23 protein-coding genes are annotated in these 24,059 nt (G+C 73.1%); 7 read left to right on the forward strand and 16 right to left on the reverse strand.

What is annotated here, in order from left to right:
• Positions 1-46 precede the first annotated feature (46 nt).
• The 9 genes from GA0070215_RS13200 to GA0070215_RS13240 form a co-directional block, all read right to left on the reverse strand.
• Entirely contained in the window at positions 47-1,189 is a 1,143-nt protein-coding gene (locus GA0070215_RS13200; RefSeq protein WP_018786678.1) for a glycosyltransferase, read from the reverse strand.
• Positions 1,186-2,325 (reverse strand): glycosyltransferase family 4 protein, encoded by a 1,140-nt coding sequence (locus GA0070215_RS13205; RefSeq protein WP_091045785.1) that lies wholly within the window; start codon positions 2,323-2,325, stop codon positions 1,186-1,188. The genes GA0070215_RS13200 and GA0070215_RS13205 overlap by 4 nt, the downstream gene beginning before the upstream one ends.
• Positions 2,326-2,415: 90 nt before the next feature.
• Positions 2,416-3,162, reverse strand: a complete 747-nt coding sequence (locus GA0070215_RS13210; RefSeq protein ID WP_018786680.1) for an MBL fold metallo-hydrolase — start codon at positions 3,160-3,162, stop codon at positions 2,416-2,418.
• A 225-nt stretch (positions 3,163-3,387) separates the two neighbouring features.
• On the reverse strand, positions 3,388-4,353 hold the full coding sequence (locus GA0070215_RS13215) for a PLP-dependent cysteine synthase family protein (protein ID WP_018786681.1): 966 nt from the start codon (positions 4,351-4,353) through the stop codon (positions 3,388-3,390).
• An 11-nt stretch (positions 4,354-4,364) separates the two neighbouring features.
• Complete coding sequence (locus GA0070215_RS13220) at positions 4,365-4,703, reverse strand: MoaD family protein (protein ID WP_091045789.1); 339 nt, start codon at positions 4,701-4,703, stop codon at positions 4,365-4,367.
• 67 nt (positions 4,704-4,770) lie between these two features.
• On the reverse strand, positions 4,771-5,259 hold the full coding sequence (locus GA0070215_RS13225) for a M67 family metallopeptidase (protein WP_018786683.1): 489 nt from the start codon (positions 5,257-5,259) through the stop codon (positions 4,771-4,773).
• Positions 5,260-5,314: 55 nt separating this feature from the next.
• Positions 5,315-5,812, reverse strand: coding sequence for a DUF2017 domain-containing protein (locus GA0070215_RS13230; RefSeq protein ID WP_018786684.1), 498 nt, complete (start codon positions 5,810-5,812; stop codon positions 5,315-5,317).
• Between the two features lie 61 nt (positions 5,813-5,873).
• Entirely contained in the window at positions 5,874-6,164 is a 291-nt protein-coding gene (gene clpS, locus GA0070215_RS13235; RefSeq protein WP_018786685.1) for an ATP-dependent Clp protease adapter ClpS, read from the reverse strand.
• 115 nt (positions 6,165-6,279) lie between these two features.
• Complete coding sequence (locus tag GA0070215_RS13240) at positions 6,280-7,824, reverse strand: P-loop NTPase family protein (protein WP_091045793.1); 1,545 nt, start codon at positions 7,822-7,824, stop codon at positions 6,280-6,282.
• A 192-nt stretch (positions 7,825-8,016) separates the two neighbouring features.
• Between GA0070215_RS13240 and GA0070215_RS13245 the strand changes: the two genes are divergently transcribed.
• From GA0070215_RS13245 to GA0070215_RS13255, 3 genes are read left to right on the forward strand one after another with little or no spacing between them, the layout of a single operon-like run.
• A complete protein-coding gene (locus GA0070215_RS13245; RefSeq protein WP_091045796.1) occupies positions 8,017-10,689 on the forward strand; it encodes a helix-turn-helix transcriptional regulator in 2,673 nt (890 codons plus the stop codon).
• A gap of 16 nt (positions 10,690-10,705) precedes the next feature.
• Entirely contained in the window at positions 10,706-11,992 is a 1,287-nt protein-coding gene (locus tag GA0070215_RS13250) for a nicotinate phosphoribosyltransferase (protein ID WP_018786688.1), read from the forward strand.
• A 14-nt stretch (positions 11,993-12,006) separates the two neighbouring features.
• The gene (locus GA0070215_RS13255; protein WP_091045800.1) at positions 12,007-12,588 is read left to right on the forward strand and encodes an isochorismatase family protein; all 582 of its coding nucleotides are present in this window, start codon (positions 12,007-12,009) and stop codon (positions 12,586-12,588) included.
• A gap of 108 nt (positions 12,589-12,696) precedes the next feature.
• On the opposite strand, the gene GA0070215_RS13260 is transcribed toward GA0070215_RS13255, so the two are convergent.
• The 3 genes from GA0070215_RS13260 to GA0070215_RS13270 form a co-directional block, all read right to left on the reverse strand.
• On the reverse strand, positions 12,697-13,227 hold the full coding sequence (locus GA0070215_RS13260) for a hypothetical protein (RefSeq protein WP_091045804.1): 531 nt from the start codon (positions 13,225-13,227) through the stop codon (positions 12,697-12,699).
• Positions 13,228-13,530: 303 nt separating this feature from the next.
• Positions 13,531-15,288, reverse strand: a complete 1,758-nt coding sequence (gene ctaD / locus GA0070215_RS13265; protein WP_091045808.1) for an aa3-type cytochrome oxidase subunit I — start codon at positions 15,286-15,288, stop codon at positions 13,531-13,533.
• 127 nt (positions 15,289-15,415) lie between these two features.
• On the reverse strand, positions 15,416-16,522 hold the full coding sequence (locus GA0070215_RS13270) for an FAD-dependent monooxygenase (RefSeq protein ID WP_091045811.1): 1,107 nt from the start codon (positions 16,520-16,522) through the stop codon (positions 15,416-15,418).
• A gap of 330 nt (positions 16,523-16,852) precedes the next feature.
• Here GA0070215_RS13270 and GA0070215_RS13275 point away from each other — a divergent pair, with 330 nt between their 5' ends.
• Positions 16,853-17,986, forward strand: a complete 1,134-nt coding sequence (locus GA0070215_RS13275; RefSeq protein ID WP_091045814.1) for a glycoside hydrolase family 12 protein — start codon at positions 16,853-16,855, stop codon at positions 17,984-17,986.
• A gap of 60 nt (positions 17,987-18,046) precedes the next feature.
• On the opposite strand, the gene GA0070215_RS13280 is transcribed toward GA0070215_RS13275, so the two are convergent.
• Positions 18,047-18,829 carry an aldo/keto reductase gene (locus tag GA0070215_RS13280; protein ID WP_018786694.1) on the reverse strand — a complete coding sequence of 261 codons (783 nt, stop codon included), beginning with the start codon at positions 18,827-18,829 and terminating at the stop codon, positions 18,047-18,049.
• Between the two features lie 78 nt (positions 18,830-18,907).
• Here GA0070215_RS13280 and GA0070215_RS13285 point away from each other — a divergent pair, with 78 nt between their 5' ends.
• Both GA0070215_RS13285 and GA0070215_RS13290 read left to right on the forward strand, forming a co-directional pair.
• Positions 18,908-19,942, forward strand: a complete 1,035-nt coding sequence (locus GA0070215_RS13285) for a DNA polymerase ligase N-terminal domain-containing protein (RefSeq protein WP_091045818.1) — start codon at positions 18,908-18,910, stop codon at positions 19,940-19,942.
• An 8-nt stretch (positions 19,943-19,950) separates the two neighbouring features.
• Complete coding sequence (locus GA0070215_RS13290) at positions 19,951-21,132, forward strand: threonine synthase (protein WP_018786696.1); 1,182 nt, start codon at positions 19,951-19,953, stop codon at positions 21,130-21,132.
• Between the two features lie 48 nt (positions 21,133-21,180).
• On the opposite strand, the gene GA0070215_RS13295 is transcribed toward GA0070215_RS13290, so the two are convergent.
• Both GA0070215_RS13295 and GA0070215_RS13300 read right to left on the reverse strand, forming a co-directional pair.
• Positions 21,181-21,573: a cupin domain-containing protein gene (locus GA0070215_RS13295; RefSeq protein WP_018786697.1), complete on the reverse strand. Its 393-nt coding sequence runs from the start codon at positions 21,571-21,573 to the stop codon at positions 21,181-21,183.
• A gap of 250 nt (positions 21,574-21,823) precedes the next feature.
• Complete coding sequence (locus tag GA0070215_RS13300) at positions 21,824-22,177, reverse strand: hypothetical protein (RefSeq protein WP_244166978.1); 354 nt, start codon at positions 22,175-22,177, stop codon at positions 21,824-21,826.
• 316 nt (positions 22,178-22,493) lie between these two features.
• On the opposite strand from GA0070215_RS13300, the gene GA0070215_RS13305 reads away from it, so the two are divergent.
• Complete coding sequence (locus GA0070215_RS13305) at positions 22,494-23,510, forward strand: beta family protein (RefSeq protein ID WP_208600340.1); 1,017 nt, start codon at positions 22,494-22,496, stop codon at positions 23,508-23,510.
• 2 nt (positions 23,511-23,512) lie between these two features.
• Here GA0070215_RS13305 and GA0070215_RS13310 read toward each other — a convergent pair whose 3' ends face one another.
• Positions 23,513-23,794: an iron-sulfur cluster biosynthesis family protein gene (locus GA0070215_RS13310; RefSeq protein ID WP_018786700.1), complete on the reverse strand. Its 282-nt coding sequence runs from the start codon at positions 23,792-23,794 to the stop codon at positions 23,513-23,515.
• Positions 23,795-24,059: the final 265 nt, after the last annotated feature.

Raw genomic sequence — 24,059 nt, forward strand, 5'->3', positions numbered from 1 at the left:
CCTATGCGGTGCGGTGATCGCACCGCCCGCGGGTGCCACCGGCCGGTCAGCGCGCCGGCGCGTCGACCCCGTGCGCGCGGAGGAAACCCGCGACGGCGGCCGGCCAGCCGAACTCCTCGGCGCGGGCCCGCGCGGCCGCGCGACGCTCTGCCTCCGGCCGGTCCAGCAGCCGGCGGACCGCGACGGCGAACGCCGCCGGGGTGCCGTACGCGGCGAGCCCGCCCGGCCCGATCACCTCGGGCAGGGCGCTCGCCGCGTTCGCCACCACCGGCGTGCCGGATGCGAGCGCCTCCAGGCCGGCCAGGCCGAACGTCTCCACCGGCCCGGGTGCGAGCACCACGTCCGCGCCAGCCAGCAGCGCGGCCACCGACAGCCGGTCCGGCAGGAACCCGGTGAAGTGCACCGGCAGGCCCGCTGCCCGCCGGGCCAACGCCGGCCGCAGCGGCCCGTCCCCGACCAGCACCAGGACCGCCGGTACGCCGGCGCGGCGCAGCCGGGCCAGCGTGGTCAGCGCCAGGTCGGGGCGTTTCTCCACGGAGAGCCGGGCGCAGTGCACCAGCAGCACCTCCGAGTCGTCGGCGTACCGCTCCCGCAGCGCCGGGTCGGCGCGACGGGGGTGGAACGTGTCCAGGTCGACGCCGAGCGGCACCCGCTCGACCGGCGGTCCGTCCAGCCGGCCGAACTCCTCCGCGGCCCAGCGGGTGGTGCAGACGATCCGGTCGAACCGGCGTACCGTCTCGCGGTTCAGCCGGTCTGCGGTCCGCCGGGCCAGCCCGGTCGGCACCCCCCACTGGCCGAGCAGCCCGGTCAGGCTCTCGTGCGAGACCATCGTCGAGCGCACCCCGTGCTCCCGTGCCCAGCGGCCGGTCCAGCGCAGCGTGCTGCGATCGGAGACCTCGATCCGGTCCGGGGCCAGGTCGCCGAGGAGCCGGGCCAACCGCCGCCGGTCCCACAGCACCCGATAGCCGCCGGTGCCGGGCAGCTCCGGTCCGGGCAGGGTGATCTCCCGCCCCCACGGCCGCACTGTGTCCGACGGGCGCGCCCCGGGGATCACCAGCACCGGTTCGTGACCGGCGGCCAGATACCCGGCGCCCAGTTGGCGCAGCGCCGTCCGCAGCCCGCCGGACCGCGCCGTCACGAAGTTGGCAAGCCGGACGATCCGTACCGGACGGGCGGCGGCCCCGGTCACGCCGCGAGCCGTCCGGCGGCGGGCGAACCGGCCAGCACTGCCTGGTAGTGCCCGATCAGCTCGTCCCCGACCGCGTCCCAGCTCCGCCGGGCCACCGCCGCGCGGGCCGCCGCGCCGTACCGGGCCCGCCGGGACGGGTCGGCGGCCAGCTCGGCCACGGCGGCGGCCAGCGCGGCGCCGTCGTCCGGCGGCACCAGCAGCCCGGTCACCCCCGACTCGACCAGGTCCACCGGACCACCGCTGGCCGGCGCCACCACCGGTACGCCGCTCGCCGCGGCCTCCTGGAGCGTCTGCCCGAACGTTTCGTGCGGTCCGGTGTGGACGAACACGTCGAGGCTGGCGTACAGCTCGGCCAGTGCGTCGTCGCGTCGCACGCCGAGGAACCGCGCCGCCGGCAGCGCCCGTTCGAGCTGACGCCGGGCCGGCCCGTCGCCGACCACCACCACCCGCACGCCGGGCAGGTCGGTGACCGGCGCCAACAGGTCCACCCGCTTCTCCGGGGCGAGCCGGCCGACGTACCCGACAAGCAGTTCGCCGCCGGTTGCGAGCGTCGCGCGGAGCTGTTCGCTGCGCCGCGCCGGGTGGAACCGGACGGCGTCCACGCCGCGCCGCCACAGCCAGATCCGGCGTACCCCGTGATTGATCAGGTCCGACGCGGCGCGGGTGGACGGCGCGAGGGTGCGCTGCGCGGAGTTGTGGATCTCGCGGATCCGCCGCCACGCGGCGGCCTCGCCCCATCCCACCCGGTACGCCCGGGCGTAGGCCGCCACATCGGTCTGGTAGACCGCGACGGCGGGCAGGCCGTGGCGGGCCGCCAGCGACGCGCCGGCCGCGCCCAGCACGAAGGGACTGGCCAGGTGGACCACGTCGGGCCGGTGCCCGAGCAGCGCGCCGGTCAGCCCGACGCTCGGCACGGCGAGCCGGAAGCCCTGATAGCGGGGCAGGGGCACGCTCGGCAGGCGCACCACCGGATAGGCGTGGTGGTCGACCCGGCGGCGGCGGCCCCCGGCCGGGGCGGGCGCGACGACGAGGGGCTCGTGACCCCGGGCGACCAGGTGCTCGGCGGCCCGGACGACCGAGTGCGCCACGCCGTTGACGTCCGGCGGAAACGACTCGGTGACGATGGCGATCCGCATGGCCCGAGGGTGCGGGCGGCACGGATGCGGCAGGCGACGGCACGCTGACCGGCCGGCAAACACTGCGACAACGCGCGGCCCGGGCGCCGGTCAGATGTCGTAGCTGGCGCCCGCCCGGACCACTTCCAGCGGCCCGGTGTACGCCCCGGCCGCCGCCTCCACGGTCTGCGACTCGCTGCCCCAGGCCGGTACGAGGTGGGTGAGCAGGAGCCGACCCACTCCCGCCTTGGTGGCCGCCTCGCCCGCCTCCCGGCCGGTCAGGTGCAGGTCCGGCGGGTTCTCCACGCCGTCCATGTAGCTCGCCTCGCAGAGGAACACGTCGGCGTCCTGGGCCAGGCGCAGCAGCGCCTCGCAGGGTGCGGTGTCGGCGGAGTAGCAGAACACCCGGCCGCCGTGCTCCAGCCGCACCCCGTACGTCTCGACCGGGTGGTTCATCCGGTCGACGGTGACTGTGAACGGACCGATCGGGAACGTGCCCGGCTGCAGGCCGTAGAACTGGTAGACGTCCTCCACCGAGCCCTCCTCCTGCCCGTACGCGGCGGCCAGCCGGTCCGGCGCGCCGGACGGGGCGTACATCGGCAGGGGCGGATACGGGCCGTCCGGCGCGTACCGGCGTACCACTACGTAGGACACGGCGTCGAACATGTGGTCGCAGTGCAGGTGGGTGAGGAGGACGGCGTCGGGGGCGTGCAGCCCGACGTAGCGCTGGAGCGTGGAGAGCGAGCCCACGCCGAAGTCGATCAGAAGGCGGAAGCCCTCGGCTTCCATGAGATAGGCCGAGCAGGGGGATTCGGGCCCCGGGAAGCTGCCCGCGCAGCCGAGGACGGTCAGTCTCATCCGGTGGCCTCGATCTCACCGTGAGTAGTCGATGCGCCGGCGGCGGCGCCGCCGATGATCACTACCGACGCGCTCGCCACGCTGCGCAGCCTACGCGTCGCCCCGGTCGGGCAAGAATCATCTGCCGGAAGTTGTCATCAACGTGACACCCATACACGTCCGCTCCGGACGAGACCGGCGGTCCGGCCGGCGGGCACGCCACCGGCCGGACCGGCCATCGGTCCGTCAGGCCCAGAGCTGACCGTCCAGAGCCTCCTCCGCGTCGGCGAGGGTGCCGCCGTACGCGCCGGTCGACAGGTATTTCCAGCCGCCGTCGCAGACCACGAACGCCACGTCCGCGCGCCGGCCGTCCCGGACCGCCTCGTGCGCCACCGCGAGCGCGGCGTGCAGGATGGCGCCGGTGGAGAACCCGGCGAAGACGCCCTCCACCTCGACGAGCTGCCGGGTCCGCAGCACCGCGTCCCGGGTGCCGACGGAGAAGCGGCGGGACAGCACTCCGGCGTCGTACAGCTCGGGCACGTAACCCTCGTCGATGTTGCGCAGACCGTAGACCAGCTCGCCGTAACGCGGCTCGGCCGCCACGATCTGGATGCCCTCGACCTTCTGCCGCAGATAGCGCCCGGTGCCCATGAGCGTGCCGGTGGTGCCCAGCCCGGCCACGAAGTGCGTGATGCCCGGCAGGTCCTGGAGCAGTTCCGGCCCGGTCGTCTCGTAGTGCGCCCGGGCGTTCGCCTCGTTGCCGTACTGGTAGAGCATCACCCAGTCCGGGTGTTCGGCGGAGATCTGCTTCGCGGTCACGACCGCCTGGTTCGAGCCACCCGCGGCCGGCGAGAAGATGATCTCCGCACCGTACATCCGGAGCAGTTGCACCCGCTCGGTGGAGACGTTCTCCGGCATCACGCAGACCAGCCGGTAGCCGCGCAGCTTCGCCACCATGGCCAGCGAGATGCCGGTGTTGCCGCTGGTCGGCTCCAGGATCGTGTCACCCGGACGCAGCCGGCCGGCCTCCTCGGCCGCGCGGACCATGAACAGGGCTGCGCGGTCCTTGATGCTGCCGGTCGGGTTCCGGTCCTCCAGCTTGGCCCAGAGCCGCACCGGCGGCGCCCCGGCCGGGACCGTCGGCGAGAGCCGGGGCAACCCGACCAGCGGGGTGCCGCCGCAGGCGTCGAGGAGGCTGTCGTACCGCGCCATCGCGGGCCCCCTCAGCGGGCGGCGCGCGTGGAGACCGCGTGCGAGGCGATCGCCGCGGCGGCCGCGAAGCCGAACGCGCCACCGGCCACGGCCGGCAGGATGGTCACGCTGTCGCCGTCGTTGAGCTTGGCGTCGAGCGCGCCGAGGAAGCGGACGTCCTCGTCGTTGACGTAGACGTTGACGAACCGGTGCAGCGCGCCCGCGTCGGTGACCAGCCGGCCCTTCAGGCCGCCGTGCCGGGAGTCCAGGTCGGTGAGCAGGTCGGCGAGCGTGTCGCCGCTGCCCTCGACGACCTTCGCGCCGCCGGTGTAGCTGCGCAGGATGGTGGGGATGCGAACCTCGATGGCCATGGTGTCTCGTGCTCCTCGTTCGGGATCGTGCCAGGTGACGGGAAAAGGAAGGTGCCGGCGCTGAAGGTCAGCGGCCGGAACACTCGTAGTCGACCGTCGCCGGGCTCTGCCCGAACATGTAGGACTGGACGGCGTTCGGGTCCACGGCGGCATCCACGATCTCCACCGGCTCCTCGGTGACCACGCCGTCGACGATCCGGAAGGAGCGGATCTCCTCGGTGTCGGGCTCGCGGGTCGAGACGAGCAGGTAGTGCGCGCCCGGCTCGCCGGCGAAGGAGACGTCCGTACGCGACGGGTAGGCCTCCGTCGCGGTGTGCGAGTGGTAGATGACGACCGGTTCCTCGTCGCGGTCGTCCATCTCACGCCACACCCGCAGCTGCTCCATCGAGTCGAACTCGTAGAACGTCATGGAACGGGCGGCGTTGTCCATCGGGATGTGCCGGGCCGGGGTGTCGCTGCCGACGGGACCGGCGACCACGCCGCACGCCTCGTCCGGGTGGTCCCGGCGCGCGTGGGCGACGATCGCGTCGATGATCGACCGGTCGATGCTCAGCACGTCGCCAAGCCTAGCGCCTGGCCCTCCCGGGCGGCGAGGTGGCAACCGTCACCACTCAGTCGATCAGCGCGTTGAGCAGGGACTCCTGCAGATATCCGAGATAGGCGTAGACCGACAGTTGGAACACCCGGGACGAACCCGGGTCCGCGGCCACCGCGTCGTCGAGTTCCTCGCCCAGGTCGGTGCCGTCCTTGATCTCCAGGCGTACGCCCATCGCCAGCCGGGCGTCGTTCAGCGCCCGGAGCCACGCCTCGGCCGCCTCCGCGTCCAGCCGCACCTCGCCACCGGAGTCCCCGTCGGGCAGCGCGGCGAGCACGGCACCCGCCTGGTCGATCTTGCCGGTCTTCAGATCACCCTCGGTGTAGCGGCGGAACTCGGCGGTGCCGGCGTCGTCGTCCGGGTAGACGTCCGGGAAGAGCCGCCCGACCACCGGATCGCCGTGGTCGAAGCCGTCGGTCAGCAGCCCGACCACCTCGCCCGCGACCTTGCGCAGCACCCGGACCTCGTCGACCGCGAACGTGGCCACGTAGTGGTCGCCCCGGCGGCGGAACATGCTCACAGCGCCACCCTTGCTCGCGACTGCGGGGCTCGCGACACCGGCTCACTCCTCGCGCTCACGATCGGTCCACCGTCGCCCAGAGGCCGTACGCGTGCAGTTGCGCCGCGTCGTGCTCCATCCGCTCCCGGGCACCGCTGGAGACCACGGCCTTGCCCTTGTGGTGCACGTCCAGCATGAGCCGCTCCGCCTTCTCCCGGCTGTACCCGAAGAGCTTCTGGAACACCCAGGTCACATACGTCATCAGGTTGACCGGATCGTCCCAGACGATGGTCACCCACGGCCGGTCGGAGACCGGCACCTCTTCGGTGTCCGGCGTCTCGACCGGCGCAACCTGTGGAGCCGCCATGCCCCCCATCGTGCCACCGGATCCGGGGAACCGATGAACCGGAACGGCGCGCGGGTCGTCGTCACCCGCCCGGGCCGCGTACGCGAGCCCGGGTCGCCGTCTGCCGACCCCGTGGTCAGGCAAGCAGGATGCCGTGGTCGAGCGCATCGGCGAGCACCGCGCCCAGCGAGAGACGGATCACCTCGAAGCGGCGGGACACCTCGCGGGACAGCTCGAGTTCGACCTCGCGCAGCGCGCGCTGGGCCCAGGAGCGGGCGGCGTTCGGATCGTTGTTGCCGGGCGCCCGCCAGTGCTGCCAGCAGCCCCCGTTGAGGGCGACGCCGACCGGCGGGAGCACCTCGTTCCGCTGCGCGCCGGGCAGGCCGGCCAGCGCGTCCAGGGCGCCCGCCCCGGTCAGCCCGGCGACCCCGGCCGTGCTGGTCACCAGGAGCACCCGGTCCAGCTCGGGCGCGTCCGGGTGGTCGGCCAGGCCCCAGCGCACCGCGTGGGTGATCCGCCGGCGTACGCCCTCGGCCAGCGGCGCGCCGAACACCCGGGCGGCAGCCTCGTCGACCAGGCCCCGCACGGCCTCGTCGCACTGGGCGGTGGCGAGCAGCGACAGCGCCTCCATCTCCCGGTCGAGCAGTTGCGGCAGGCCGGCGCAGCCGACCCCGAAGACGATCTCCTGCACCACCCGCAAGTGGATGTTTGCCAGTTCCAGGGCGAGGTGCTGGCGGATCCGGCGGGCGCAGGCGCGGGCCTGGCGGTCGATCCGGTCGGCCAGCTCACCCGGCTCGACGCCGGCGAGCACCGGTATCCGGCCGTGCGCGCCGGCCGGCACCGGCGGGCACGCGCTGCCGCGACGCAGCGCCTCGTCGGCGGCCCAGCCGACCAGCGCGCGGCGCAGCTGCGGCAGCTCGGCGTGGCGGGCCGGGAACCACCGGGCCGGGGTGAGCGCCGGCACCGCGGCCAGCAGCGCCGCGCGGTGCGCCTCGATGGAGACCGACACCGGGTCGAGCCGGCGGATGGGCCCGAGATCGGTACCGGACGCCGCCCGGTCCTGGGCCCGCGTTCCGTCGCCCGGCGCGGCCGGGGCGGTCACGCCGGGCGTGACGGCGAAGAACACCTCGACCCGGGTACGCGCCACCTCGGCGAGCAGGTGCAGCTCGGCCGCGCTGAACGCCTGGTCGGCGGAGATCACGAAGAGCAACGCGCCGGCCCGGCCGACGGCGTCGCGCAGCACCCGGCCGCCGGCGACGCCGAGCGTGCCGGTATCAGGCGTGTCGACCACCGCGAAGTGCCGCAGCAGCGGATCGGGCAGGCTCAGCTCGACCCGGCGCGGCGGCCGGGCCAGCGCCGGGCCGGCGGCGAGCGGGTCGGCGCCGTAGGCGTGCGGCTGGCGGTAGCCCGGGACGTACGCGGCGCGGGTGGCGGTGGCGGCGTGCTGGACCAGCAGATTGCTTCCCGTCGGCACGGCGAGCGTCGCGGCCTCGACCCCGAGCAGGCCGGCGATCAGCTCGCGCCGGTTCGCGCCGGCCGGACCGGCGACGACCACCGCCATCGGCTCGTCCGGCCCGGGCGCGGTCATCCCGAGCCGGGCCGGTAGCGGGACACATCCGGCGGGCCCGGCCTGCCGGCGCGGGTCGGGCACGTGGACCGAGGGGAGCGAACCTGGCGTCATCAGGTGGGCCTCCCGATCGGGCGACCAGGGTGGCGGTCGCGGATTCTCCCTGGTTGCAGGGCTGCCGGAAGAGTACGGGTGTCGGCCATCCGACAGCCGACAACACCGGTACTCACGAGTAATGAACAGATTACTCAACTTCACTGCGTGACGGTACGCACGCGCACGGAACACGGTCGATATGCTGCGTCGATGAGTAGGTGGGAGTTCGTCGGCCGTACTGTCGAACTCAACCGTCTGTGGTCGGCGGTCGGTAGCCCGGAGGGTCGCGGGTTGCTCTTCAGCGGTGACGCCGGGGTCGGCAAGAGCCGGCTGCTGCGCGAGGGGGTGGCCGCGCTCTCCCCCGAGCGGTACGCGATCTGGTCCATCGCGGCCAGCGCCACCACCGCCGCGTTGCCGTTCGGCGGGCTGGTCCAGGTGCTGCCCGCCACCCAACCGCAGGGCCTCTCCCCCGCCGGGATCCTGCGCTGGGCCGTGGACGTGCTCCAGGAGCAGGCCGCCGGGCGGCCCATCGTGCTGGCCGTCGACGACGCCCATCTGCTCGACCCGCCGTCGGCGGCGCTCGTGCATCTGGTCGCCCGCTCGGCGAACGCGTACGTCCTCGGGACGCTGCGCAACGGCGAGCAGATCCCGCTGCCGATCCGCGCACTCTGGACCGACGACCTGGCCGACCTAGCCGAGCTGAGCCCGCTGTGCCGCAGCGAGACCACCGGGCTGCTCGCGGCCATCCTGGGCGGTCCGGTCGACGCCTGCTCCTCGGACCGGCTGTTCCAGCTCTCCGCCGGCAACCCGCTGCTGCTGCGGGAGCTGGTGCTGGCCGCCGGCGACGAGCTGGACCGCAGGTACGGCATCTGGACCTGGACCGGCCGGCTGGAGCTGGCACCCAGCCTCACCGACCTGATCGACGCCCGGATCGGCCAACTCACCCCCGGCGTACGGGCGGTCGTCGAGCTGGCCGCCTTCGGCGAGCCGCTGGGACTGCAACTGCTGGAACGCGCGGTCGACCCGGCGGACGTGGAGACGGCCGAGGAACGCGGGCTCATCACGCTGGTCCACGACGACCGGCGGCTCAACGTCCGCCTGGCGCACCCGCTCTACGGCGAGGTGATGCGCCGGCACTGCCCGGTCAGCCGCACCCGCCGGCTCCAGGCCACGCTCGCCGGGCTGCTGGAGCAGGTGGGCAAGCGCCGCCGGGACGACCTGCTGCGCGTCGCGGTGTGGCGGCTCGACTCGGGTACGGCGCAGGACGTGGCCCTGTTGCTGGACGCGGCGATGCAGGCGTTCGGCCGGTACGACGTGCCGCTGGCCACCCGGCTGGCCCGGGCCGCGCTGGAAGCCGGTGGCGGCACCGATGCGGCGGAACTGCTCGCCACCATCCTGATGTTCGGCGACCGGCCGGACGAGGCACTCGGCGTGCTCGACCAGGTCGCCGGTGAGATCCGCGACGACCGGCGGCGCAGCCGGTGGCTGACGGTCCGGGGCATGGTCAGCTACTGGGGGCTCAACCGCGAGTCCACGGTGGAGGATCTCGCCGCGCGCGGCGGGGAGCTGAGCGACCCCGCCGACCGGGCACGCGTACGCGCGTTCGAGGCCATCATGCGGCTGCACCGGCTCGACGTCGACGTCGCGGTACGGCTGGCCCAGGAGGTGCTGGACCGGCCCGCCGCCCCGATGGCCGCCCGGGAGCTGGCCCGCTGCACGCTCGCCCACCTCCAGGCGGCGCAGGGGCAATACCAGCTCAGCGCCACCGCGGTCGCCCGGGTACAGGCCGAGGCGGCGTGCTGGCGGGCCGACATGCCCTACCTCCAGCTCGCGATGGAACTGGCCCGGGGCACCCGGCTGGCCCTCTCCGGTGACCTGCCCGGCATCGACGCGATAGTCGCCGACGAGTTCGCCGACCTGGCCGGGGCCGGTGACTTCCGGCTCGGCACCGGCTACCTGGCCATCCTCCAGGCGTACGCGGCGCGGCTGCGCGGGCGCGGCGACGACGCGCTGCGGACCAGCCTGGAGGCGTGCGCGGTGCTCGCCACCAGCCGGGTGTACGCGGGCCTCGCGCACGCCGAGCGCGCCCAGGCCGCCGCGCTGCGCGGCGACGCGACGCACGCGGCCGAGGCGATGGCCGAGGCGGACCGGACGCACGCACCCGGGATGGCAGTGCTCTACCCGTGGCTGGAGCAGGCCCGGGGCGCGGTCCAGGCCGCGACGGGCGACCTGCCGGCGGCCGTCAAGCACCTGTGCGCGCTCGCCGACCGCCTGCGCGAGGACGGCCTGGCCGGGCACGAACTGCTCGTCCTGCTCGACCTGGTTCGGCTCGACCAGGCCGCCGCGCCGGTCGGCCCGACCTGCACCGACGGTGGCCGCCGCACCGTTGCGCAACGCCTGGCCGAACTCTCCGAACAGATCGACGGTGTGTTGCCGCCGCTCGTCGCCCGGTTCGGCCGGGCCGCCGTCGACGGCTCGCCGGACGCGCTGCTCGCGGTCGCCGACGGTTTCGCCGACCGGGAGCTGACCGTCTACGCGGCCGAGGCGACAGCGCTGGCCCTGCACCGGACGCGACACCTCCGCGCGGGCGCCACCGGGCCGATCCGGGAACGCCTCGCGGGTCTGCTGCGCCGCTGCGACGAGATTTCCACCCCGGCGCTGCGGCTGCTGCGCCCGACGCTCAGCGAGCGCGAGTGGGAGATCGCCCGCCTCGCCGCCGACGGCGTGACCAGCCGCGCCATCGCCGAGCGGCTGTTCCTGTCCACGCGCACGGTGGAGAACCACCTCCAGCGCGTCTACAGCAAACTCGGCGTCGCCGGACGCGCCGAGTTGCGGGCCACTCTGCGGTCGATGCCGGGGCACGACGGCGCGGACCCGGGCTGAACTCTAGGCTGGGGCGGTGAGCACCCTTCGCCCCGCGCTGCTGACCGACCACTACGAGCTGACCATGGTCGGCGCGGCCCTGCGTGACGGCACGGCCGACCGACGCTGCGTCTTCGAGGTGTTCAGCCGGCGACTGCCGACCGGCCGCCGGTACGGCGTGGTCGCCGGGACCGGCCGGCTGATCGAGATGATCCGGGGCTTCCGGTTCGACCCGGCGGAGATCGACTTCCTGCGCCGTACCGGAGTGGTGGACGAACGGGCCGCCCAGTGGCTGGCCGACTACCGGTTCACCGGCGACATCGACGGCTACGCCGAGGGCGAGCTGTTCTTCCCCGGCTCCCCGATCCTCACCGTCTCGGGCACGTTCGCCGAGTGCGTGGTGCTGGAGACGCTGGTGCTGTCGGTGCTCAACCACGACTGTGCGGTCGCCGCCGCGGCGGCTCGGATGGTCACCGCGGCGCGGGGCCGGGCGCTGATCGAGATGGGCTCCCGCCGGGCGCACGAGGAGGCCGCCGTCGCCGCGGCACGGGCCGCGTACCTGGCCGGGTTCCGGTTCACCTCCAACCTGGCCGCCGGGCAGCGGTACGGCATCCCCACCGCGGGCACCGCCGCGCACGCCTTCACGCTGCTGCACGACGACGAGCGGGCCGCGTTCGCCTCCCAGGTCGCCACGCTGGGCAAGGACACCACGCTGCTCGTCGACACGTACGACATCGCCCAGGGCATCCGCAACGCCATCGCGGTGGCCGGGCCGGAGCTGCGGGCGGTCCGGATCGACTCCGGCGACCTCGCGGTGATCGCCCAGCAGTCCCGCGAGCTGCTCGACTCGCTCGGCGCCACCGAGACGAAGATCATCGTCTCCGGCGACCTCGACGAGTACGCCATCGCGGCGCTCGCCGCCGAACCGGTGGACATGTACGGCGCCGGCACCGCCGTGGTGACCGGCTCCGGCGCGCCCACCGCCGGCCTGGTCTACAAGCTGGTCGAGGTGGAGGGGCGGCCGGTGGTCAAGCGCTCCGAGCACAAGGCCACCATCGGCGGCCGGAAGGTCGCGGTCCGCCGGCACAAGCCGACCGGCACCGCCACCGAGGAGGTCATCGTGCCGCAGGGCGTGCCGGACCGGCAGCCCAACGACCGGCTGCTCCAGCACTCGTACGTGGTGTCGGGCGAACCGGAGACGCTGCCCGCGCTGGAGGAGTCCCGCGACCACCTGCGCCAGTGCCTGATCTCGATCCCGTGGGAGGGGCTCAAGCTCTCCGCCGGGGATCCCGCCGTACCGGTTACCGTCGTACCCGCGAGCTGAGGAGGATCGGTCAGATGGCGAACGCCCTGATCATCGTGGACGTGCAGAACGACTTCTGCGAGGGCGGTTCCCTCGCGGTCGGCGGCGGCGCCGGCGTGGCCGCCGGCATCTCCCGGCTGCTCGCCGCCGAGCCGGACCGGTGGGACCACGTGGTCGCGACGAAGGACTACCACGTCGACCCGGGCGCGCACTTCGGCGACCCGCCCGACTACGTCGACTCCTGGCCCCGGCACTGCGTGGTCGGCACCTCCGGTTCCGAGTTCCACCCCGAGCTGGTGACCGACCGGGTGGAGGTGATCTTCCACAAGGGCGAGCACGCGGCCGCGTACTCCGGTTTCGAGGGGCACGGCCCCGACGGCGAGTGCCTGGCCGACTGGCTGCGTCGGCACGACGTGGACCGGGTCGACGTCGTCGGCATCGCCACCGACCACTGCGTGCGCGCGACCGCCCTGGACGCCGCCCGCGAGGGCTTCGACACCACGGTCCTGCTCGACCTGACCGCTGCGGTCGCGCCGGAGACCCTCGACGTGGCGCTACGCGCGATGCGGGGCACCGGGGTGACCCTGCGGGGTGAGCCGGTGGTGCGGCCTGGTTGAGGGGTGGGGCCGGGTTCGCCACCACGGCCCGTCACCCCGGGGTCACGTCGGCTGCCGACCGACCGCACTCCGGGCGGCGCACAGACGTGCGCCGCCCGGCCGGGCCGGTCACTGCGGCAGCGCCTCCACGCTCTCCGCGACGTTGCCGCTGTAGCAGGTTCTGGTGGCCGTGCCCGGGGCGGTGACCACCTGGGTGCCGTAGACGACGTAGGTCGCCCCGGTCTGCAGGTTACGACAGTTGATCTTTACCTTGTAACGGCCGGTGTCGCACTGGACGCGGCCACGGCCGTAGTAGTGGTTGCTGCCCTCGTGCACCCACTCCATCCAGGGGGCGCAGCCCGTCGTCGCGCCCCCGGTCGGCAGGGGATCCGCCACCGGGTAGACCTTCTCGGCGACGTTGCCGGTGTTGCAGGTGGTGGTGGCCGTACCGGGGGCGTTCACCGCCGAGCTGCCGTAGACGACGTAACCGACGCCGGTCTGCTTGTTGCGGCACTGAATCTTGACCTTGTAGCGACCCGTGGTGCACTGCACCTTGCCGCGGCCGTAGTAGTAGTTGCTGCCCTCGGTGACCCACTCGGTCGACGTGGTGCAACCGGTCGGTGCGATCGCCGCCGACCACTGGGTCGCGGGAGCCGGCATGGGAGCCGCCTGCACGGGAGCGGCCGAAAGTGGCAGGCTGAACGCGGCGACTGCCAACGTCACGAGCGGGTACCTGAACACAACGCCTCCTGTTGCCGGAACATGAAGATCATTGATACGACGGGCTCAGCGTAAGCCATCCATCGAGTGACGGACATGCTTCGCGCGTCCTCGGCTGTCACGCCGCTCGATTTCGGTCCATGCGAGTCTCCTCCACCGGACAGCGCCGCCGCCGGGAGCACCGGCAGACAACGAGGGCGCCACACCCGGGTGGGTGCGGCGCCCTCGTGGTTCGTGCCGACGTCAGCGCTGGTCGAGGTTGCCTGCGGTGTCCTCCTGGTAGCTGGCGCCACCGTTTACCTCGCTGGTCAGCGGCTTCGCGCCACCCTCCGGCGGGCCGGCCAGGCTCTGCCCGGCGGCCAGCTCGGGGAACTTCGCGTCGAACGCCGGCCGCTCGGAGCGGATGCGCGGCATCCGGTCGAAGTTGCGCAGCGGCGGCGGGGAGCTGGTGGCCCACTCGAGCGAGTTGCCGTGACCCCACGGGTCGTCGACCTCGACGACCGGGCCGGTCTTGTACGACTTCCAGCAGTTCCAGATGAACGGCAGCGTCGAGATGCCGGTGATGAACGCGCCGATCGTGGAGATCGTGTTCAGCGTGGTGAAGCCGTCGGCGGCCTGGTAGTCGGCGTACCGGCGCGGCATGCCCTCGTTGCCCAGCCAGTGCTGCACCAGGAACGTGGTGTGGAAGCCGATCATGGTCAGCCAGAAATGGATCTTGCCGAGCCGCTCGTCGAGCATCCGGCCGAACATCTTCGGGAACCAGAAGTAGATGCCGGCGAACACGGCGAACACGATGGTGCCGAAGAGCACGTAGTGGAAGTGCGCCACCACGAAGTACGAGTCGTGCAGGTGGAAGTCGAGCGGCGGACTGGCCAGCAGCACACCGGTGAGACCACCGAAGAGGAAGGTCACCAGGAAGCCGATGGAGAACAGCATCGGCGTCTCGAACGTGATCTGGCCCCGCCACATGGTGCCGATCCAGTTGAAGAACTTCATACCGGTGGGCACGGCGATCAGGTAGCTCAGGAAGCTGAAGAACGGCAGCAGCACCTGGCCGGTGGCGAACATGTGGTGCGCCCAGACGCTCATCGACAGGGCGGCGATGGCGATGGTGGCGGCCACCAGGCCCTTGTAGCCGAAGATCGGCTTCCGGGAGAACACCGGAATGATCTCGCTGATGATGCCGAAGAACGGCAGCGCGATGATGTACACCTCGGGGTGACCGAAGAACCAGAACAGGTGCTGCCACAGCATCGGGCCGCCGGTCGCCGGGTCGTACACGTGGGCGCCCATCAGGCGGTCCGCGGCGAGCGCGAACAGCGCGGCGGCCAGCAGCGGGAAGACCAGGATCGCCAGCAGGCTGGTGACCAGCATGTTCCAGGTGAAGATCGGCATCCGGAACATCGTCATGCCGGGCGCGCGCAGGGTCAGGATCGTGGTGATCAGGTTGACCGCGCCGAGGATCGTGCCCAGACCGGAGATGGCCAGGCCGACGACCCACATGTTGGCGCCGACGCCGGGCGAGTGCTCGACCGTGCTCAGCGGCGTGTAGGCGGTCCAGCCGAAGTCGGCCGCGCCGCCCGGGGCGATGAAGCCCGCGGTCGCGAGCGTGCCGCCGAACAGGTACAGCCAGTACGCGAACGCGTTGAGCCGGGGGAACGACACGTCCGGCGCGCCGATCTGCAGCGGCACCACGTAGTTCGCGAAGGCGAACACGATCGGCGTCGCGAAGAACAGCAGCATGATCGTGCCGTGCATCGTGAAGAGCTGGTTGTACTGCTCGGGCGACAGGAACTGCAGGCCCGGTCGCGCGAGTTCGGCGCGCATGATCAGGGCCATCAGGCCACCGATCATGAAGAACACGAACGCGGTGACCATGTACATGATCCCGATCTGCTTCGCGTCCGTGGTGCGCAGCAGCCGCGCGATGGCCGACCCCTTGACCGGCTCGCGGACCGGCCAGGGCCGGGTCACGACCGGCTTGGGTGCGACGGTGGTCACGAGTGGCCTCCGGTTCTGGTTGTCCCGCTCGGCGCGCTGGTCATCGGCGCAGCCGTCATCCGCAAGGAGGATAGTCCCCGGTAGGCGGCCCTGCCGCGTGGGGTGGGCGGCTACGATCTTCCGCCCGTCAGAGCGGGCCGGTCAGGAGCCGGTAGTGCTCCCGGAAGATCCGGCCGCCACGTCCGCGCAGCAACGGGTCGCGCAGCGCCGGCGGCACGTCGCGGGTCCGGTTGCGGTCCCGGGTCCGGTCCCGCACCCAGCGGGTACGCGGCCGGCGACGGCTCTCGTACGCGATCAGTGCGGCGTCGACGCTGCCGGCGGCCCGCAGCGACTCGGCGAGGACGACGGCGTCCTCCAGCGCCATGGCGGCACCCTGGGACAGCGTCGGCGCGGTGGCGTGAGCGGCATCACCGACGAGCAGCACCCGGCCGTGGAACCAGCGACCCAGTTCGACCTCCTCGGTGCGCTCCACGGACACGGTCTCCAGCGCGGCCAGGACCTCGGGCACCGGTCCGCCGTAGCAGCCGAACAGTTCGTGCAGGCGGGCGAGCGGGTCGGCGGGCAGGTCGGTGCCGGCCTCGTCGGCGTAGCAGTAGAGCCGTCCGGCGCCGACCGGCACCACCAGGAACCCGGCCCGCTGGCCGAGCAGGGCGGTCCAGTCCGCGATGCGGGGGCCGCCGCGCACCAGGGCGCGGTAGACCACCTGCCCGGCGGGGCGTGGTGGTCCGCCGAGCGCGGCCAGCGTCCGTACCGCCGAGCGGGGCCCGTCGGCGCCGACGACCAGGTCGTACTCCGCGCCGGTGCCGTCGGTGAAGCCGACGGCGACCCGCCCGGGCAGCAGGTCGACGGTGCTCACCTCGGCGCCGTGGCGGACCGCGCCGCCCGCGCCGGTGAGCAGGACCCGGTGCAGTTCGGCCCGGGGCAGCGCCCGGCACTCCCCCACACCGGCCCAGAGCGCGTCCAGGTCGACCTCGCACAGCGGCGCTCCGGCGGCGTCGAGGAAGCGCTGCCGGTGGATCACCTGGCCGAGCGGGCGCAGCGGCCCGTCGAGGTCGAGCCGGCGCATCGCCCGGGCGGCGTTGCCTGGTAGGTAGAGGCCGGAGTCGATCATCTCGGTGGGTGGCAGCCGCTCGGTGACGTCGGGCCGGAACCCCGCCAGGCGCAACGCCCGGGCCACGGCGAGGCCGGCGAGGCCCGCGCCGACGACGAGGATGCGCAGGGGGGAACCACCCATCACGGGGTACGCCTCCGGAGGGGGATCGGAACGCGTTGGAGGCAAGACATTACTCGCCGCAACCAGGCGGCGGAAGTGCCCCTGCGCCCTGGCGCGGGCCGCCGGTCGGCGGCGCACCCCGTCCCACCGGCAGGAATCCCACCTCCATCCGGGGGAAGGGGGCAGCCGCGGCCCTCCCCTGCGCCACCGGCCGGACGCGGAGCGTTAACGAACTCGGCGCATTTGCGCAATGATTCGAGTCATGTGAATGTATTCGTTGTACTGTGGGAGCGCTCCCGCCCCGTATCACCGACCGAACCGGCGCCGTCCCGCGCCGAGCCAAGGAGCGTCATGAAGCGTCCACTCAGGGCCATCGCGGCAGCCGGGCTGCTGGCCGCCGGCACCCTCGTCGCCGTCGCCCTCGGCGGCACCGCCTCCGCCGACACCCAGATCTGCGAGCAGTACGGCTCGACCACCATCGGCGGCAGGTACGTGGTGCAGAACAACCGCTGGGGCACCAGTGCCCAGCAGTGCATCAACGTCACCTCGACCGGCTTCTCCATCACCCGCGCGGACGGCTCCGCGCCGACCAACGGGGCACCGGTCTCCTACCCGTCGATCTTCGTGGGCTGCCACTACACCAACTGCTCGCCCGGCACGAACCTGCCGGTGCAGGTGAAGAACATCAGCAGCGCGCCGTCCAGCATCAGCTACAACTACGTCAGCGGCGCGACCTTCAACGCGTCGTACGACATCTGGCTCGACCCGTCGCCCAAGCGCGACGGCGTGAACCAGATGGAGATCATGATCTGGCTCAACCGGCAGGGCTCGATCCAGCCCATCGGCTCGCCGGTCGGCACCGCCAGCATCGCCGGCCGCACCTGGGAGGTCTGGCGCGGCAGCAACGGCTCCAACAACGTCATCTCGTACCTGTCGCCGTCGGCCATCCCCAGCTTCAGCTTCGACGCGATGGCGTTCGTCAACGACACCCGCAACCGGGGCGCGATCACAGGCGACTGGTACCTGACCAGCATCCAGGCCGGCTTCGAGCCGTGGCAGGGCGGCGTCGGGCTCGCGGTGAACTCGTTCTCGCAGAGCGTCAACACCGGCTCGAACCCGGCGCCGACCACGTCGGCACCGACCACGCCCCCGCCCTCGGGCGGCGCGTCCTGCACCGTCACCTACCGGGCGGCGAACGTGTGGAACAACGGCTTCACCGCCGACGTGACGGTCAGGAACACCGGCTCCGGCACGATCAACGGCTGGACGCTGAACTACAACCTGCCGTCCGGGCAGACCGTCACCAACGCGTGGAACGCCACCGTGAGCCAGAGCGGCTCGGCGGTGACCGCCCGCAACGTCGGCTACAACGGCACGCTGGCACCCGGGGCGTCGACCAGCTTCGGCTACCAGGCGACGCTGAACGGCAGCTACTCCGCGCCGAGCAGCTTCACGCTCAACGGCTCCACCTGCGCCCGGGGCTGACCACCGCACACGACGCAGGGGCGCGGTCCGTCGCGGACCGCGCCCCTGCACGGGTACGCCTCAGCCGGCGAGTGCGTCGATGTCGCGCATCTCCTCGGCGGTGAGCGAGAACCCGAACACGTCGGCGTTGGCGCGGATGCGCTCCGGCGTGACCGACTTCGGGATGACGATGATCTCGTGGTCGATGTGCCAGCGCAGCACCACCTGGGCCGGCGACACGTCGTGCGCCTGGGCGATGCGCACCAGCACCGGGTCGGACAGGTCGCTGGCCTTGAACGGGCTGTAGCCCTCCAGCGCCACGCCCCGGTCCCGGTGGGCGGCGTACGTCTGCCTGTCGTACAGCGACGGGCTCCAGCGGATCTGGTTGACCGCGGGCGTCTCCTCGGTGGCCTGGATCAGCTCGTCGATCTGCCCGATCGAGTAGTTGCTCACCCCGACCGTGCGCGCCATGTTCTCGTCCCGCGCGGCGAGCATCTCCCGCCACACCGGGATGCTGTCGCCGGGCGCGGACGGCGGCCAGTGCACCAGCCACAGGTCGACGTAGTCGGTGTCCAGGGCGGCCAGGCTGGCCTCGATGGTCTCCCGCTCCCGGCCCACCCGGTCCGGCGGCAGCTTGGTGGTGATGAAGACGTCCTCGCGGCGCAGCCCGCTCTCCTTGACCGCCCGCCCGACCTCCTTCTCGTTGCCGTACATGGTGGCCGTGTCGATGTGCCGGTAGCCGGCGTCCAGTGCGGCGAGCACCGCCTGGCACCCGGCCTCGCCGGTGGCCTGCCAGGTGCCGAAGCCGAGCAGCGGGATCCGGACGTCGCCGGTGAGCGGGAGGGTGGGCTGGTCGCTGTCCATGTCCCCCGTTCTACCCCGGTTCGCCGCACACACACCGGCATCCCGGCGCGCACGGCGGGTCTGGGGGAGGATGCGGGGATGGCGGACCGGCTGGAGGAGTACCGGCGGAGACGGGACGCCGCGCGTACCCCGGAACCGGTGCCCGAGCGGGCTCCCGGGCGGAAGCGGTCCGCGCGGCGCGCGCCCCGCTTCGTCATCCAGCAGCACCACGCCCGGAGCCTGCACTGGGATCTGCGGCTGGAGCACGACGGGGTGCTGGCCTCGTGGGCGGTGCCGCGCGGCCTGCCCCGCGACCCGGGCCGCAACCACCTGGCCGTGCACACCGAGGACCACCCGATGGAGTACCTGACGTTCTCCGGGGAGATCCCCGCCGGGGAGTACGGCGGGGGGCGGATGACAGTGCACGACACCGGCACCTACCGGGCGGAGAAGTGGCGCGACGACGAGGTGATCGTGGTGCTCGACGGCGAGCGCACGCAGGGCCGGTACGTGCTGTTCGCCACCGGCGGCCGGGGCCGGGACTGGATGATCAGGCGTACCGATCCGGCGCCGGAGGGTTGGACGCCGATGCCCGACCTGGTCCGCCCGATGCGGCCCACCGGGGGCGGGCGACTGCCGCGCGACGCCGCCGTCTGGGGGTACGAGCTGCGCTGGGCGGGCGTGCGCGCGATGGCGTACGTCTCGGGCGGCCGGCTGCGGCTGCTCGACGGCGACGACACGGAGATCACCGGGGAGTACCCGTGGGCGCGGGCGATGGCTGAGGCGCTGGCCCCGGCCGAGGCGGTCCTCGACGGCGTGCTGGTGCGGATCGACCCGGCCGGGCGGGTCCGTGCGCCGACCCGGCGCGACGGGCAGTTCCTCGCCGTCGACCTGCTCTGGCTGGAGGGCGTGTCCAGCCTCGACGTGCCGTACGCGCAACGCCGTGACCTGCTCGACGGTCTGGCGCTCACCGGTCCGCACTGGCAGACTCCGCCGTGGTTCCCGGGAGTCGGCGCGGACGCCCTACGGGCCGCCCGTGAGCAGGGGCTCCCGGGAGTGGTGGCGAAACGCCTCGACTCCCCGTACGAGCCGGGCCGGCGCAGCCGGCACTGGCTGAGCATCGACGCGAGCTGAGGACCACCGTGCACCTGACGCACCTGGAGTGCCCGCGCTGCGGCCGTGAACATCCCGCCGACGTGTTGCAGAACCTGTGCGGCTGCGGGTCGCCGCTGCTGGCCCGGTACGACCTCGCCGCGGTGGCCGCCACGGTCGCGCCGGAGCGGTTCGGGCTGCGACCGGCCGACCTGTGGCGCTACCGGGAGCTGCTGCCGGTGGCCGATCCCCGGTGCGTCACCACGCTGGGCGAGGGCTGGACGCCGATGTGGCGCGCGCCCGCGTACGGCCACGAGATCGGCATCTCGGATCTGATCGTCAAGGACGAAGGGCTGACCCCGACCGGGTCGTTCAAGGCGCGCGGCGCGTCGGTGGGCGTCAGCCGGGCCCGGGAGCTGGGCGTGCGGCGGATCGCCATGCCCACGAACGGCAACGCCGGAGCGGCCTGGGCGACGTACGCGGCGCGGGCCGGGATGGGCGCGACGATCGCCATGCCGCTTGCCGCGCCGACGATCTGCCGCGAGGAGTGCCTCGCCGCCGGCGCCGACCTGCGGCTGATCGACGGCCTGATCAACGACGCGGGCCGGGACATCGCCGAGCTGATCGCCGGGTCGGACGGAGCGATCTTCGACGCCGGCACGCTGCGCGAGCCGTACCGGCTCGAAGGCAAGAAGACCATGGGGTACGAGATCGTCGAGCAGCTCGGCTGGCAGGTGCCCGACGTGATCCTCTACCCGACCGGCGGCGGCGTCGGGCTGATCGGCATCCACAAGGCGCTGCACGAGCTGCGCGAGCTGGGCTGGGTCGAGGACCGGCTGCCCCGGCTGGTCGCGGTGCAGTCCACCGGCTGCGCGCCGATCGTCCGGGCGTTCGCGGCCGGCCAGGAGCGCGTCACCCCGTGGGAGGACGCGCACACCGTCGCGTTCGGCATCACCGTGCCCGCGCCGCTCGGCGACGAGCTGATCCTGTCCGCGCTGCGGGACAGCGCCGGCACCGCGATCGCTGTGGACGATGCGGAGATCCTCACCGACCTGCGCGACTTCGCCGCTCGGGAAGGGCTTCTGCTCTGCCCGGAGGGCGCGGCCTGCCTGACCGCCGCCCGGCACCTGCGGGCGGGCGGGTGGATCCGGCCCGGGGAGCGCGTGGTGGTGCTCAACACCGGCGCCGGCCTGAAATACCCCGGCCTGGTGCAAGGAGGGGCCCCTTCTTAACGTCTCCGGTAGAGCAGGGGCCCCTGCTTAACGTGTGCGCGCCGGGCCTCAGGCCGTGGGCGGCTCGTCCTCGCCCGCCTCCTCGGCGGCGTCCGCCTCCTCCTTCGTCTTGTGGACCGCGCCGTCGGCGTGCTCCGGCGGCCCGTAGACGGTGTAGAGGACCAGCGGGTTCGGCCCGGTGTTGACGAAGTTGTGCTTCGTGCCGGCCGGCACGACCACCAGGTCGCCGGAGACGACCTCCTTCTTCTCCCCCGCCACCCGCGCCTCGCCGGTGCCGCTGACGAACGTGAGGATCTGGTCGATGTCCTCGTGGACCTCCTCGCCGATCTCGCCGCCCGGCGGGATGGTCATGATGACCAGCTGGGTGTGCTCCCCGGTCCAGAGCACGCGGCGGAAGTCGGGACTCTTCTCGGCGACTGTCGCGATCGTGAAATGCTCCATGACCCGCTCATACCCCGAACACACGCCCGCCACGCCGGGAGTCACAGATGGTGGAATTCCCCACGCCGACCCGGTTTGGATCCCCTCGGAAGGGGCATGTGCTGCCCACAAGACCGGTGCGGGCTGACCGGTCGAGCCAAGTCCCCGCCGGCGTACCGCCGTACGGCTGCGGTGGTGGGAGACGGCCGGAGCGCGGCGACGTTACGACCGGAGAGGTCGTGCGGCGCCGTGCGCTCGTCTGCGGGTCCGGTCAGGCCAGCACGGCCAGGTGAAAGGGCCGGTCCGCGTGCCCGCTCGTACCGCGCGTCTCGACGAACACCGCGTTGGCGATGCCCGAGCGCGGCGCCACGGTGATGACACCCTGCGGGACCAAGCCGTTGGCCGTCGCGGGGCCGACCGTCCCGACGTACGCCGCTGCCACCACGTCCTGGTCGAACGCGACCTGGTACATCCCGACGGCGAGTCGGATGGCCGAGGTGGCGCCGAGGCCGCGGACCAGCCTTCCGCCGGCGTCGACCACGGCGAACAGCATGCGCGCGGTGGGCGGCAGCCCGACCGGTGGACACGAGTTGATCTCGGTGTCGACGCGCGCAGCCTCCCGCATGCTCGGGATCGGCTGGCCGGTGGTGTCCCTCCTAGCTCTACGGCTGGGCATGGTGATCCTCTCTCCCGCCGGTACGCCGGCAGGAGGCGTTCGTACGCGTCCGGGCGATCGTCAGCGGTCCCCCTCGATGATCCGACGCTATGTCGGTCGACCGCCGGCAACCAGCCGAAGAACTGTCCGATGACTGACAACCACCGGTCCTGAGCTGCGAAAACGTCAGCCGGGCCGACGATCGGCGGCCGGCTCGGCCGCCCGTTGCGACAGCGAATCCGATCGGACACCCTGACGCAGTGCAACCGTCTGGCTACATTGAAGTATGGTGCAGCCGCTCCGGGGTCGACCGACGGTCTACCGCCCGGTGCTGGCCGCACGCCGCGGGGAACTGGAGGCGCTGACCCGGCTCGACGACGCCTCCGCCGCGTTGCTCGCGCCGATCCTCGACGTCCCGGCGGACACTCCCTCCATCGTGGACTCCCTGACCCGGCTGCCCGCCGGGCTACTGCCGGCCGTCGACGTGTCGGCGCTGCCGGACGCCGCGGAACACGATCCGGTCCGCTGGGGCGTACCGCTGGTTCCGGTGATCGGCCTCGCGGACAGCGACCGGCGGCTGGCCGCGCACGGGGCGGCGGCCCGGGCCTGGGCGCACCACGCGGTCGTCCGGTTGCGGGTCGGACCGGACCGGGCCGGGCCGGACGCGGCCACCGCGGCGGCGGAACGGGTGTGGCGGGCGACAGGTCTGCTGCCCGAGCAGTGCGATCTGCTGCTCGACGCCGGCGACGTGTGCTGCCGGGCCGACGTCCGGCTGGCCGAGCCGAGGCTCCGGCGGGCGGTGCAGTGGGCCCGGCGGCACGCCTGGCGCTCGGTGACCGTGGCGGCCGGCGGGATGCCGCCGGCCCTGTCCCGGCTTCCGGTGGACGAACCGGTACGCCTGGAACGGTACGACTGGTCGCTCTGGCGGCGCCTGGCCGACCTGCACCTCGGGTACGGCGACTACGGCGTGGGCTGCGCGGTACGCGACGCGGACGAGCCGGGCGACCGGACCCCGACGCTGCGCTGGGCCGCCGACGGCGCATGGTGGGTCTACCGCTGGTCGCGGCGGGGTGGGCGGGGCGACGACCGCTTCGCCGACCTGTGCCGCACGCTGACGGCCGCGCCGCACTGGCCGCCCGCCGGGGCCGGCTTCTCCTGGGGCGACCACGAGATCGTCCGGCGGGCCCGCCGGGGCACCGGCGCGGGCTCACCCGCCAACTGGATCGCGTGGAGCACCTCGCACCATCTGGCGCACGTCCTCGCCGCGCTGGTCCGGCCGGAACCGGACCAGCGCGCCGGTTGAGCTCATTCCTTCTCGGTGAACCCGAACTGGACCACGCCCTCCTCGTCGACCATCGCGTCCACCGACGTGTCGTTGAGCAGTTCGGCCGCGTCCGAGTCGAGGAAGATGCGCGCGCCCTCGGTGTCCACCACCTGGTCGCCCCGCACCGGCTGCGGCACCAGCTCGATCGAGAGCGAACCGGCGTCGGTGTCGGCGGCGATGCGCAGCCCACCGGCGTCGGCGACGTCCTGCTGGGCGGCGAGGTCACGGATCACCAGGACGGCGTTGTCGGTCATGGTCAGCATGGCTGAACTCCTCATGGCTGGGTGTCGGGTTTCGCGGGCGACACGGCCCACGCGGTCGGCTCGCGACCCGGAAGCGGGCAAGACACGATCTCGCCGCGCTGGAAGCAGGGCGGTTCCACCGCCCCCACCTCCACCGTGCCCGCTGCCCGGTCATCCGTCAAACGGAACCCGGCGATCGGCCGCTCCTCGGTGAACAGGTGTTTTCCCCGATCCGGACCGGGAACACCAGGGGCCCGGGACGGCACCCGTGCCCGGCCCGCAAATA

It is taken from the genome of Micromonospora marina, assembly GCF_900091565.1.
GTDB classification, from domain to species: Bacteria; Actinomycetota; Actinomycetes; order Mycobacteriales; family Micromonosporaceae; genus Micromonospora; species Micromonospora marina.

Coding starts and splice junctions, on each gene's coding strand:
- GA0070215_RS13300 (WP_244166978.1), bottom strand. CDS start 22,177: ATGCGGGAGGCTGCGCGCGTCGACACCGAGATCAACTCGTGTCCACCG.
- GA0070215_RS13295 (WP_018786697.1), bottom strand. CDS start 21,573: ATGGAGCATTTCACGATCGCGACAGTCGCCGAGAAGAGTCCCGACTTC.
- GA0070215_RS13310 (WP_018786700.1), bottom strand. CDS start 23,794: ATGCTGACCATGACCGACAACGCCGTCCTGGTGATCCGTGACCTCGCC.
- GA0070215_RS13270 (WP_091045811.1), bottom strand. CDS start 16,522: ATGGGTGGTTCCCCCCTGCGCATCCTCGTCGTCGGCGCGGGCCTCGCC.
- GA0070215_RS13305 (WP_208600340.1), top strand. CDS start 22,494: ATGGTGCAGCCGCTCCGGGGTCGACCGACGGTCTACCGCCCGGTGCTG.
- GA0070215_RS13220 (WP_091045789.1), bottom strand. CDS start 4,703: ATGGCCATCGAGGTTCGCATCCCCACCATCCTGCGCAGCTACACCGGC.
- GA0070215_RS13275 (WP_091045814.1), top strand. CDS start 16,853: ATGAAGCGTCCACTCAGGGCCATCGCGGCAGCCGGGCTGCTGGCCGCC.
- GA0070215_RS13230 (WP_018786684.1), bottom strand. CDS start 5,812: ATGTTCCGCCGCCGGGGCGACCACTACGTGGCCACGTTCGCGGTCGAC.
- clpS (WP_018786685.1), bottom strand. CDS start 6,164: ATGGCGGCTCCACAGGTTGCGCCGGTCGAGACGCCGGACACCGAAGAG.
- GA0070215_RS13260 (WP_091045804.1), bottom strand. CDS start 13,227: ATGCCGGCTCCCGCGACCCAGTGGTCGGCGGCGATCGCACCGACCGGT.
- GA0070215_RS13240 (WP_091045793.1), bottom strand. CDS start 7,824: ATGACGCCAGGTTCGCTCCCCTCGGTCCACGTGCCCGACCCGCGCCGG.
- GA0070215_RS13210 (WP_018786680.1), bottom strand. CDS start 3,162: ATGAGACTGACCGTCCTCGGCTGCGCGGGCAGCTTCCCGGGGCCCGAA.
- GA0070215_RS13280 (WP_018786694.1), bottom strand. CDS start 18,829: ATGGACAGCGACCAGCCCACCCTCCCGCTCACCGGCGACGTCCGGATC.
- GA0070215_RS13255 (WP_091045800.1), top strand. CDS start 12,007: ATGGCGAACGCCCTGATCATCGTGGACGTGCAGAACGACTTCTGCGAG.
- GA0070215_RS13245 (WP_091045796.1), top strand. CDS start 8,017: ATGAGTAGGTGGGAGTTCGTCGGCCGTACTGTCGAACTCAACCGTCTG.
- GA0070215_RS13205 (WP_091045785.1), bottom strand. CDS start 2,325: ATGCGGATCGCCATCGTCACCGAGTCGTTTCCGCCGGACGTCAACGGC.
- GA0070215_RS13285 (WP_091045818.1), top strand. CDS start 18,908: ATGGCGGACCGGCTGGAGGAGTACCGGCGGAGACGGGACGCCGCGCGT.
- GA0070215_RS13215 (WP_018786681.1), bottom strand. CDS start 4,353: ATGGCGCGGTACGACAGCCTCCTCGACGCCTGCGGCGGCACCCCGCTG.